This window comes from Kitasatospora sp. CB01950 (genome assembly GCF_001905465.1).
Classification (GTDB): Bacteria; Actinomycetota; Actinomycetes; order Streptomycetales; family Streptomycetaceae; genus Kitasatospora.
Genome location: NZ_LISX01000010.1, coordinates 204,770 through 216,297 on the forward strand (window position 1 = coordinate 204,770; position 11,528 = coordinate 216,297).

8 protein-coding genes are annotated in these 11,528 nt (G+C 72.1%); 3 read left to right on the forward strand and 5 right to left on the reverse strand.

What is annotated here, in order from left to right:
- The first annotated feature begins 97 nt into the window (after positions 1-97).
- Together AMK19_RS24860 and AMK19_RS24865 are read left to right on the forward strand one after the other, a co-directional pair.
- Positions 98-760 (forward strand): response regulator transcription factor, encoded by a 663-nt coding sequence (locus AMK19_RS24860; RefSeq protein ID WP_073815419.1) that lies wholly within the window; start codon positions 98-100, stop codon positions 758-760.
- Positions 757-1,893: a sensor histidine kinase gene (locus AMK19_RS24865; protein WP_073815422.1), complete on the forward strand. Its 1,137-nt coding sequence runs from the start codon at positions 757-759 to the stop codon at positions 1,891-1,893. The genes AMK19_RS24860 and AMK19_RS24865 overlap by 4 nt, the downstream gene beginning before the upstream one ends.
- Here AMK19_RS24865 and AMK19_RS24870 read toward each other — a convergent pair.
- The 5 genes from AMK19_RS24870 to AMK19_RS24890 form a co-directional block, all read right to left on the reverse strand.
- The gene (locus AMK19_RS24870) at positions 1,844-2,377 is read right to left on the reverse strand and encodes an SMI1/KNR4 family protein (protein WP_143200372.1); all 534 of its coding nucleotides are present in this window, start codon (positions 2,375-2,377) and stop codon (positions 1,844-1,846) included. The genes AMK19_RS24865 and AMK19_RS24870 overlap by 50 nt on opposite strands.
- Positions 2,378-2,483: 106 nt before the next feature.
- Positions 2,484-7,424, reverse strand: a complete 4,941-nt coding sequence (locus AMK19_RS24875; protein WP_073815426.1) for an NAD-glutamate dehydrogenase — start codon at positions 7,422-7,424, stop codon at positions 2,484-2,486.
- Positions 7,425-7,718: 294 nt separating this feature from the next.
- Complete coding sequence (gene pruA, locus AMK19_RS24880) at positions 7,719-9,353, reverse strand: L-glutamate gamma-semialdehyde dehydrogenase (protein WP_073815500.1); 1,635 nt, start codon at positions 9,351-9,353, stop codon at positions 7,719-7,721.
- A gap of 91 nt (positions 9,354-9,444) precedes the next feature.
- A complete protein-coding gene (locus AMK19_RS24885) occupies positions 9,445-10,101 on the reverse strand; it encodes an HAD family hydrolase (RefSeq protein WP_083647322.1) in 657 nt (218 codons plus the stop codon).
- A gap of 75 nt (positions 10,102-10,176) precedes the next feature.
- Positions 10,177-10,686, reverse strand: coding sequence for a DUF6912 family protein (locus AMK19_RS24890; RefSeq protein ID WP_073815430.1), 510 nt, complete (start codon positions 10,684-10,686; stop codon positions 10,177-10,179).
- 308 nt (positions 10,687-10,994) lie between these two features.
- Between AMK19_RS24890 and AMK19_RS24895 the strand changes: the two genes are divergently transcribed.
- Positions 10,995-11,510: an Rv3235 family protein gene (locus AMK19_RS24895; RefSeq protein ID WP_073815432.1), complete on the forward strand. Its 516-nt coding sequence runs from the start codon at positions 10,995-10,997 to the stop codon at positions 11,508-11,510.
- Positions 11,511-11,528 lie beyond the last annotated feature (18 nt).

The following is an 11,528-nucleotide window of genomic DNA, read 5'->3' on the forward strand; positions in this document are numbered from 1 at the left end:
ACAGCGCTGTTGCGAGGGCGTCTGCGTTTCCGCATACGTTTTCGACATGCGGTGTCGGGTTCAATGGATGTCCGATTGCCGAGGAGCGGAGCTGTGCGTGCGGGTGCTGGTGGTGGAGGACGAGGAGTACCTCGCCGAGGCCGTGCAGGCGGGGTTGCGGTTGGCGGCGATCGCCTGCGACGTCGCGGGGGACGGCGAGGCGGCGTGGGAGCGCTTGGGAGTGCACCGGTACGACGTCGTGGTGCTGGACCGGGACCTGCCGGGGATGTCTGGGGACGAGGTGTGCCGGCGGATCGTCGCGGCGGGCCTGGGCTGCCGGGTGCTGATGCTGACGGCGGCGGCCCGGCTGGACCAGAAGGTGGCGGGCTTCGAGCTGGGCGCGGACGACTACCTGACCAAGCCCTTCGACCTGCCCGAACTGGTCGTCCGGCTGCGGTCGTTGGCGCGCCGCCCGGAGCAGTCCGCACCGCCGGTGCTGGAGTTCGCGGGCCTGCGGCTGGATCCGTTCCGCCGCGAGGTGTTCCGCGACGGCCGCTATGTCGCGTTGCCGCGCAAGCAGTTCGCGGTGCTGGAGGTGCTGATGGCGGCGCGCGGCGGCGTGGTGAGCGCGGAGGACCTGTTGGAGCGGGCCTGGGACGAGCACGCGGACCCGTTCACCAACGCGGTGCGGATCACCATCTCGGGCCTGCGCAAGCGTCTCGGTGAGCCGTGGGTGATCCACACCGTGCCGGGTGTCGGCTACCGCCTGGACGCGGCGTGAGCCGCCCGCGCCGGTTGACCGCCCGGATGCGGCTGACGTTGAGCTACACGCTGTTCACCGTGACCACCGGCGTGCTCTGCCTGGGCGTGGTGTACGTCGGGATGAAGTACGTCCCCAACTATCCGTTGACCTCGGCGAATCCGCGCTACCGCTCGGACGCCCCGTCGCGGCAGGAGATCCTGCGTTCGCTGCTCACGGCGGAGGCGTTCGCGCTGGTGCTGCTGACGGTGGTGGGGATGGCGGGCGGCTGGCTGGTGGCGGGGCGGGTGCTGCGGCCGTTGCAGGAGGTGACGGCGGCGGCGCGGCGGGCGTCCGGCGGGGATCTGGGGCATCGGATCGCGTTGGCGGGGCCGCGGGACGAGTTCACCGATCTCGCGGACGCGTTCGACGAGATGCTGGCCCGGCTGGAGCGCTCGTTCGAGGCGCAGCAGCGTTTCGCGGCGAACGCCTCGCACGAGCTGCGCACGCCGCTGGCGATCGATCGGACGATGCTGCAGGTGGCGGCGGCCGACCCGGCGGGGCAGGACTGGCCTCGGCTGGTGGGACGGCTGCTGGACACCAACCGGCGCGGTATCGAGGTCACCGAGGCGCTGTTGCAGCTCGCCGAACTCTCGCACGGCACACCGGAGTCGGCGCCGCTGGAGCTGTCCGCGACGGTCCGCGAGGCGCTGGCGGCGGTGGCCGTCGAGGCCGCCGAACTGGGTGTGGTCGTCACCGACGAACTGGCCGCCGCCCCGGCCGTCGGCAACGAGGTGCTGCTGCGGCAGGCGGCGGTGAACCTGCTGCAGAACGCCGTCCGCCACAATCTGCCGACCGGCGGCCGGGTGGAGGTCACCACCGGCGCGGACCCGGAGCACCCCGGCCGGGTCCGGTTGACGGTGCGCAACTCCGGTCCGGTGCTGGAGAGTTCGCTGGTCGCGACGCTCACCGAGCCGTTCCTGCGCGGCGGCGGCCGGACGGCGCGGCGCGGCCGGGCGCGGCGGGGCCACGGCCTGGGGCTGGCGATCGTCGCGGCGGTCACCGAGGCGCACGGCGGGCAGCTCCGGCTGGCGGGCAACCCGGACGGCGGTCTGACGGCGGTGCTCAGCCTGCCCGGTAGGGCAGGTAGTGGGGCTGCGGGCGCGGCCAGGTGAGGTCGAGGAAGAGCGGGTAGTCCTCGCGTTCCAGGCAGCGCAGCAGGAACGCGGGGAAGGTGCCGCGGGTGGCGTACCACTGGCCGGTGTCGCTGACCACGACGATCGGCCAGCGGTCGGGGTCGGGGCCCTGGGCGAGGAAGAACCAGGCGCCGCCGTAGTGGTCGGCGCCCCAGCCGATCAGGCCGCCGGGTTCGGGGTGGTACGGGAACGGGTCGAAGTCGTGGTTGCGCTGCCGGCCGGGCTTCCAGCCGTACCAGAGTCCCCACAGCTCCCGGGCCTCGTCCGCCGTGCCGTCGACCGGCCCGAGGACGGTCAGGAAGCCGTCCAGCGTGCCGGGGCCCCAGCGGTCCACGAACGTCTTGTAGCCGCTCGGCAGGCGGACCCCGAGGAACTCCTCGGCGGCGTCCCAATTCCCTTGCGGGGCCTGCCGGTCGGGCTCGCCGAGCAGCGCGGCCAGTCGGTCGAGCACAGCCTCCGTCATGCCGGCCATTGTGCCGCAGAAGCCGAACAAGCCCACGAACCCGCAGAAGCCGGAGAACCCCGAAGGGGCCCCGGGCACAGTGCCCGGGGCCCCTTCGGGGCGGTGGTCAGCGACCGGCGCGCAGCAGGGTGCGGATGACCCGCATGGCGACCGAGAGGCTGGACAGCTCGTAGTTGTCCGAACCCCTTATGTCGTCGAGGGTGGTGCGGGCCCGACCGAGCAGGTTGCCGTTGAGCTCGGCCCACTCGGTGTAGCGCTCCTCGGGGCTGGCCCCGGCGGGGCGGGCGGCCAGCACGTCCGCGGTGAGGGCGGCGTGCGCGGCGTACAGGTCCTCGCGGATCGCGGCGCGGGCCATCGAGGACCACCGGTCGGTGCGCGGCAGTTCGATGATCCGGTCGAGCAGGTGGCTGATCTCCAGGCGGTCGCCGAGGTCGTAGTACAGCTCGGCGACGTCCATCACGTCGGCGTCCGAGCGGTCCGCGACACCGACGATGTCCAGCGTCGGGAACGCGGAGGACAGCCCGGCCATCCGGCCGGCCAGCTCGTCGGGGACGCCGGCCGAGGACAGCCTCTGGTACACCGACTCGTACCAGGCGAGGTCCTCGCCGCGCAGCGGCTTGGGCAGCGCGTCCCAGACCTGGTTGACCCGGTCGTGGAAGAACGCGATGGTGCCGGCGATGTCGAGCGGCTGGCGGCGGTTGCCCAGCATCCAGCGGGTGGCGCGCTCGACCAGGCGGCGGGCGTGCAGCCGCATGGTGGTCTGGATCTTGGCGCCGACCTGGTTGTCGAGGCCCTCGACCTGGTCCCAGAGCTGCTCCAGGCCGAACACCGCGCGGGCGGCGGCGTGGGTCCGGGCGATCTCCTCCATCGTCGCGCCGGTCTCCTCGCGGAGCCGGAACGCGAAGGTGCAGCCACCGCGGTTGATCGTGTCGTTGACGATCAGCGTGGTGATGATCTCGCGGCGCAGCGGGTGGTTGTCGATCTGCTCGGCGAACCGGGCGCGCAGCGCGCTCGGGAAGTACGCGTGCAGCACGTCCCGGAAGTACGGGTCGTCGGGCAGGTCGGTGGCGAGCAGCTCGTCGGCCAGGGTGATCTTGGTGTAGGCGAGCAGCACGGACAGCTCGGGCTGGGACAGCCCGCGGCCGGCCTGCTGGCGCTCACGGATCTGCTTGTCCGCGGGCAGGTACTCCAGCGCCCGGTCGAGCTGGCCGTTGGACTCCAGCCGGTTGATCATGCGGGCGTGCACGTTGACCATGCTGGCCGCCTGCTCGACGGCGTTGGCGAGCACCACGTTCTGCGCGTAGTTGTTGCGCAGCACCAGGTGGCCGACCTCGTCGGTCATCTCGGCGAGCAGGGTGTTGCGCTGCTTGACCGTCATGTCGCCGTCGGCGACGACCTGGTTGAGCAGGATCTTGATGTTCACCTCGTGGTCCGAGGTGTCGACGCCGGCCGAGTTGTCGATGGCGTCGGTGTTGATCCAGCCGCCGCGGTTCTGCGGGCCGCCCTGCGAGGCGTACTCGATCCGGCCGAGCTGGGTGCAGCCGAGGTTGCCGCCCTCGCCGACCACCCGGGCGCGAATGTCGCTGCCGTTGACCCGGATCGAGTCGTTGGCCTTGTCGCCGACCTCCGCGTTGGTCTCGGTGGAGGCCTTGACGTAGGTGCCGATGCCACCGTTCCAGAACAGGTCCACGGGGGCCTGCAGGACGGCCTTCATCAGCTCCGCGGGGGTGAGCTTCGAGGCCTCGATGCCGAGCCGCTCGCGGACCTGCGGCGACAGCGCGATCGACTTGGCGGAGCGCGGGAAGACGCCGCCGCCGGCCGAGATCAGCGACTTGTCGTAGTCGTCCCAGGAGCTGCGCGGCAGGTCGAACAGGCGGCGGCGCTCGGCGTGCGAGGCGGCCGCGTCCGGGTTCGGGTCGAGGAAGATGTGCCGGTGGTCGAACGCGGCGACCAGGCGGATGTGCTCGGACAGCAGCATGCCGTTGCCGAACACGTCGCCGGACATGTCGCCGATGCCGATGACGGTGAAGTCCTCGGACTGGGTGTCGACGCCGAGCTCGCGGAAGTTCCGCTTGACGGACTCCCAGGCGCCGCGGGCGGTGATGCCCATGCCCTTGTGGTCGTAGCCGGCCGAGCCGCCGGACGCGAACGCGTCGCCCAGCCAGAAGCCGTACGACTCGGCGACGCCGTTGGCGATGTCGGAGAACGTCGCGGTGCCCTTGTCGGCGGCGACCACCAGGTAGGTGTCGTCCTCGTCGTGGCGGACCACGTCGACGGGGTGCACGACCTCGCCGGCGACCAGGTTGTCGGTGATGTCGAGCAGCGCCGAGATGAAGGTCTTGTACGAGGCGACGCCCTCGGCGAGCCACGCGTCACGGTCGACGGCCGGGTCCGGCAGCTGCTTGGCGACGAAGCCGCCCTTGGCGCCGACCGGCACGATGACGGTGTTCTTGACCATCTGGGCCTTGACCAGGCCGAGGATCTCGGTGCGGAAGTCCTCGCGCCGGTCGGACCAGCGCAGACCGCCGCGGGCGACCTTGCCGAAGCGCAGGTGGACGCCCTCGACCCGGGGCGAGTACACCCAGATCTCGAAGGCGGGGCGCGGCGCGGGCAGGTCCGGGATGGCCTTGGGGTCGAACTTCATCGACACGTACGAGTGCCGGTTGCCCTCGTCGTCGTGCTGGAAGAAGTTGGTCCGCAGGGTGGCCTTGATCAGGTGCAGGAAGGAACGCAGGATGCGGTCCTCGTCCAGCGACACGACCTCGTCGAGGGCGCCGTCCAGCTCTTCCAGGATGGCGTCGGTCAGCTCGTCGCCGCCGGAGCGGTGGCTCGGCGAGAGCCGGGCCTCGAACAGGTTGACCAGCAGCCGGGTGGTGTGGGTGTTGTTGTTGAGCGCGTCCTCCATGTAGTCCTGGGAGAACGTGGAGCCCGCCTGGCGCAGGTACTTGGCGTAGGCGCGCAGCACGACGGCCTGGCGCCAGGTCAGCTTGGCCGTGAGGACCAGCTCGTTGAAGCCGTCGTTCTCGGCCTGGCCGCGCCAGGTCGCCGCGAAGGTGTCCTGGAAGCGCTCGCGGTCCTCCTCGGTGAGGTCGGTGCCCTCGCGGAGCTTCAGGCCGAAGTCGACCACCCACGCGGTGGTGCCGTCGGTGCGGCGCAGCGCGTACGGGTGCTCGTCGAGCACCTCGACGCCCAGGCGCTGCAGGACCGGCAGGACCTCGGTGAGCGAGATCGGGCCGCCCACCCGGTAGATCTTGAAGCGGCGATCGTCGTCGCCCGCGCCGACCGGCTGGTACAGGTTCAGGCGGAAGTCGCCCTCGCCGGCCAGCGATTCGATCTGCTTGAGGTCGGCGACGGCGGTGCGCGGCGGGAAGTCGGCGCGGTAGCCGTCGGGGAACGCGGTGGCGTACTTGTGGCCCAGCTCGGCGGCCTTCTCCTCGCCGAACTCGGTCTGCAGCTGGTCGTTGAAGCCGTCCATCCAGAACCGGGCGGCCTCGGCGAGCCGGTTCTCGATCCGCTCGATGTCGGCGTCGGACAGCTGCGGCAGCTCGGTGCCGGGGGCGACCCGGACCACGAAGTGCAGGCGGGTCAGCACCGACTCGGTGGCGTACACCGTGTAGTCGATGGTGTCGCCGTCCAGCTCCTCCTTGAGGATGCTCATCAGGGCGAGCCGGATGCGGGTGGTGTAGCGGTCGCGCGGCAGGTAGACGTACGCGGAGAAGTAGCGGCCGTACTCGTCCTGGCGGAGGAACAGCCGCAGCCGGCGGCGCTCCTGCAGGTACAGCACGCTGGTGGCGACGGACTGCAGCTCGGCGGCCGCGGTCTGGAACATCTCGTCGCGCGGGAAGGTCTCCATGATCTGGAGCAGGTCGCGGCCGTCGTGGCTGTCGCCGGAGAAGCCGGCGCCCTCCATGACCTCCTGCACCTTGCGGCGCACCACGGGGATGCGGGTGACCGACTCGGTGTAGGCGGCGGAGGAGAACAGGCCGAGGAAGCGGCGCTCGCCGATCGGCTCGCCGGCGGCGTTGAACTTCTTCACGCCGACGTAGTCGAGGTACGCGGGGCGGTGCACGGTGGCGCGGCTGTTGGCCTTGGTGAGGACCAGCAGCTTCTTCTCGTGCGCCTTGAGGCGGACGGGGGCGGAGAGCCGGCCGAACGCCTCGGAGACCGGGTGGTGGTCGGAGTCGTGGCTGAGCGGGTCGGAACGCAGGATGCCCAGGCCGGTGCCGGCGACCGTCTTGAGCACCTCCTCGCCTTCGTGCTCGACCAGGTCGTACTCGCGGTAGCCGAGGAAGGTGAAGTGCTCGTCGGCGAGCCAGCGCATCAGCTCCCAGGCCTCGCCGACCTCCTGCTCGGCCAGGTGCGCGGGGGGCTGCTCGGCGAGCTCGTCGGCCAGTCGGAGCGCGGAGTCGCGCATCTTCGACCAGTCCTCGACGACCTCGCGGACGTCGCCCAGCACGCGGCGCAGACCGGACTCGATGTCGCGCAGGTCCTCGCGGGCCGTCTCGCGGTCGATCTCGATGTGCATCCAGGACTCGACCACGGCGTCGGCGGGCCACTCGGCGCCGGCGGCCTGGGCGCGGTTGCAGGCGTCGACGTCGAGGATCTCCAGCAGCTTGCCGGTGATGTCGCGGCGCACCGCCAGCTGCGGGTGCACGACCAGGTGGATGGCGCGGTTCAGGCGGGTCAGCTCGTTGGTGACCGAGTCGACCAGGAACGGCATGTCGTCGGTGACGATCTCCACCACGGTGTGCCCGCAGGACCAGCCGTTCTCCTCCACGGTCGGGGTGGAGACCCGGACCTCGGCGGTGCCTTGGGGCCGCTTGAGGCCCAGCCGGTAGTGGGAGGCCGCGGCACCGTAGACGTCCACCGGGTCCCGGCTGATCAGGTCCTCGGGCGCCGTGTGGAGGTAGTAGTGGTGCAGGTAGGCGGCCAGAGCGCCGTTGCTCAGCCCTTCCCCGGGCGGCGCTCCCCCCACCTGGCTGTTCTCAGCGGCTGCTGCTGCCTTCTTGAGCAGTTCGGCCTTGGCTGCGTCCAGCTTGGTCTGCATGGCTGTTTGGCTCCTGTCGCGCGCCGTTGCGTGACTCGGTGATGACTGGTGGGTGCACCGCCGGGCCCCGTCCGCAATCCTCCCGCACGCACCGGGTGGAAAAGCGCTCATGGCACGCATGAGTCGCGTTCCGCCCGGGTACGACAAGTCGTTTGGCCTGCGTGACCGAAACCGGCGACGCCAGCCAGCCTAACGTGGCGAAACCGGGGTGTCAGGGGACATGAAGGCGCAATCCTGTAGGAAGATCGTTCCTTCCTGGACACCTTGTCCAATGCTGTTCGAGCGGCTTGTACGTCACTCGGGTGACCACTCCATGTGGGGGTGGACGTAGTCCGTCGAAGGAGTGAACGTCTCCTTGATCGACCGGGTGGACGTCCAGCGCTGCAGGTTCTGCGCCGCACCCGCCTTGTCGTTGGTGCCGGACGCCCGGCCGCCGCCGAACGGCTGCTGGCCGACCACCGCGCCGGTCGGCTTGTCGTTGACGTACAGATTTCCCGCGGCGAACCGCAGCCGCTCCACGGCCCGGGCGATCGCCCGCCGGTCCTGCGCGATCACCGAGCCGGTCAGCGCGTACGGAGCGGCCTCGTCGACCCGGTTCAGCGCGTCCTCCCAGCGGCTGTCCTCGTACACCTGGACGGCCAGGATCGGCCCGAGGTACTCGGTGGAGAAGATCTCCCCGCGCCGGTCGCCGCCGAGCAGCACGGTCGGCCGGACGAACCACCCGATCGCGTCGTCGTGCTGGCCGCCGGCCAGCAGCACGACCTGCGGGTCGGCCAGGGCGCGCCCGATCGCGTCCCGGTTGCGCGCGAAGGCGCGGGCGTCGATCAGCGCGCCCATGAAGTTGCTCAGGTCGGTGACGTCGCCGACGGTCAGCGCGTCGACCTCGCCGAGGAAGTCCTCCTTGATCCGCCGCCACAGGCTGCGCGGCAGGTACGCCCGGGACAGCGCCGAGCACTGCTGACCCTGGTACTCGAACGCGCCGCGCAGCATCGCGGTCCGCAGCACCGCCGGGTCGGCCGACGGGTGCGCGATCAGGAAGTCCTTGCCGCCGGTCTTGCCGACGATCCGCGGATGGCTGCGGTAGCGGCCGATGCCGCGGCCGATCTCCTGCCACAGGTGCTGGAAGGTCGCGGTGGAGCCGGTGAAGTGCAGCCCGGCCAGCGCCGGGTCGCGCAGCGCCACCTCGGTCACCGCCTGCCCGTCGCCGGTGACCAGGTTGACCACGCCCGGCGGCAGACCGGCCTCCTCCAGCAGCCGCATCAGGAAGTGCGCGGACAGCATCTGCGCCGGCGCGGGCTTCCACACCACCGTGTTGGCCATCAGCGCGGGCGCGGTCGGCAGGTTGCCGGCGATCGCGGTGGAGTTGAACGGGGTGATCGCGCAGACGAAGCCCTCCAGCGGGCGGTGGTCGGCGCGGTTCCACACCCCCGGCCCGGAGATCGGCTGCTCGGCCAGGATCTGCCGGGCGAAGTGCACGTTGAACCGCCACAGGTCGACCAGCTCGCACACGTCGAGCTCGGCCTGCTGCACGCTCTTCGACTGCCCGAGCACGGTGGCGGCGACGATCGTCGCCCGCCACGGCCCGGCCAGCAGGTCCGCGGCGCGCAGGAACACCGCCGCCCGGTCGTCGAACGACAGCCCCCGCCACTCCGGCGCCGCCGTCAGCGCCGCGTCCACCGCGTCCCGCACGTCGGCGGCGGTCGCGTTGCCCAGCACGCCGAGCTTCGCCGCGTGGTGGTGCGGCTGCACCACCTCGATCCGCTCCCCGCCGCCGAGCCGCTGCTCGCCCCCGACGGTCATCGCCAGCGCGGTGTGCTGCCCCGCCAGCCCGTCCACCGCCCGCAGCAGCCGGGCCCGCTCCGGACTTCCCGGGGCGTACGCCTGCGGCGGCTCGTTGACGGGCGTGGGGACGGTGGTGACCGCGTCGATCGGCATGCTGCTCAACTGCTCCGTACGGTGGTGTGTGCGCTTCCCCTTCCAGGGTGAACGCGCGTACCCCCGTTGACGTGCTGTGACACGCCTAGCCGGCCAGTTCCTCGGCGACGGCGACGGCCTCTGCCAGCGAGTCCACCACCGGGACGCCGACGTGCACCAGCTTCTCCCGGGTGTGCGACCCGCCCGTCCACAGCACCGCCTTGAGACCGTGCGCCAACGCCGCCTGCGCGTCGTCCGCCGCGTCCCCGATCAGCACGGTGCGCCGCCGGTCGATCTCCCCGCCGAGCGCCGCCAGGTGTCCGGCCAGCTCCTCCGCCTTCCGCCCGCCGGAGTCCCCGCGCCGCCCGTCCACCCGCACGAAGTGCCGGGTGAGGCCGAACGCGTCCACCGCCGGCACCAGCTTCTCGTGCTCGTACATCGACAGCACCGACTGGCTGCGCCCGCCCGCCGCCCACCCCGTCAGCAGGTCCTCCACGCCCGGCGTCAGCCCGCAACCCGGGAACAGCTCCGAGTACTTGACGTGGAACGCGTCGTCCAGCTCCACCCACTCGGCCCGGCTCGGCATCCGCCCCAGCAGCCGCTGGTAGAAGTTCGGAATCGGGATCTCGTACTGCGCCCGGTACTCGTCCAACGTCATCGGCCCGATCCCGAGCAGCGCGAACGCCGCGTTGCTGGCCCCCAGCACCGCAGGCATGTCCGACAGCAGGGTTCCGTTCCAGTCCCAGACTATGTGTGTACGCACCCGCCAAGGGTACGGGCCGGCCCTCAGGCTGCCGCCTTCCCCGCCGCCACCAGTCCTCCGGCGGGGTCTCGCAGGTCAGCCGATCAGGCCGGGGATCTCCTGGGTGGCGAACCAGAGCAGCTCGTGGTCCTCCGCGCCGTCCACGGTGAACTGCGCGTCCTGGTCGCCCCGGTCGGCGGCGGTCACCGCGTCGGCGGCGGCGGCCACGTCGGCCTGCACGTCCGGGTCCAGGTCGTCGGCGTGCACGGCGGCGGCCTTCACCAGCCGGATCGGGCCGCCCAGCACCACGCGGCCCAGCGAGGCCTGGTCCTGGTACTCGTCGCCGGGGAACGGCGTCACCGCGGAGTCGGCGACCTCGACGGCCACCACCACGCGTCGGCGCGGCGCCTTCGGGTCGGCGGCCAGCAGCCGGACCGAGGACAGCGCCGCCCGGTTGAGCGCCGCGTACTCCAGCTCCTCCAGGTCGTCGCTGACGTACCACTCGCGCAGCGCCGGAGTCACGGCGTACGCCACGCTCTGCTCCAGGACGCCCTCGGGGTGCGCCACCGCCAGGTCGTTCAACGTGGTGGGCACGTACACGCGCATGGGGGCACCCTTCTCGGTCACAGTGCGACGGGTCAAGAATACGCAGCCCGCGGGCCGCCGGTCCGCGCTGGGCCGGTCAGGGGACGGAGGGTGTCCCCCTTGGTGCCGCCCGGCCACCACCCGAGGGCCGGCCGTGCGTCAACTCCGCGCCCGGCCGCGCCCGCCGCATCCCGTCCGCCGCCCCGGGCCCCGCCCGCACGGGTGGACTTCCCGGGCGCTTCGCCCGCGCGGAACACGGCTTGGGCTCGCCGCCGTACGCCCGGTACCAAGGTCCGACACAACCTCCCCCACCGACCCGAGAAGGCGCGATGACCGAGCAGCTCACCCGGACGCCGGGCCCCCGCATCCGCCCGCTGGTCCACCCGGTGCACTCCGCCCGCCGCCCGGTCCGGCACCCGCATCCGGTCGGCGCGACCGACCGGACCGTCCGCAGCCCGCGGGCGGCCTGCGGAAGCGGTGGTCGCCCGGCCCGGCCGCGCAGCCCGGCGCCGACCCGGACGGGGCACAGCGAGCTGGCGGCCCGTTTCGCCCGCCGCCTGGTGGAGGTGCTGTGCGGGGCCCGCCCGGTGCACCAGTTGCAGCGGCACACCACGCTGCCGGGGTTCCACCAGCTCGCGGCGCTCACCCGCGGCGGGCCGCTGCGCCCGCGCGGCCGGTCCTGGCAGCCGCGGCTGGGCCACGTGCACGACTCGGCGCCCTCGCCGGGCACGGTGGAGGCCTGCGTCCGGGTCGAACTCGGGCCCCGGCACCACATGCTGGCGTTCCGGCTGGAGCAGCACACCCGCACCGGCCAGTGGCAGTGCGCCGCCGTCGAGGCCCGCTGACCACCGGCAGCGGGCGAC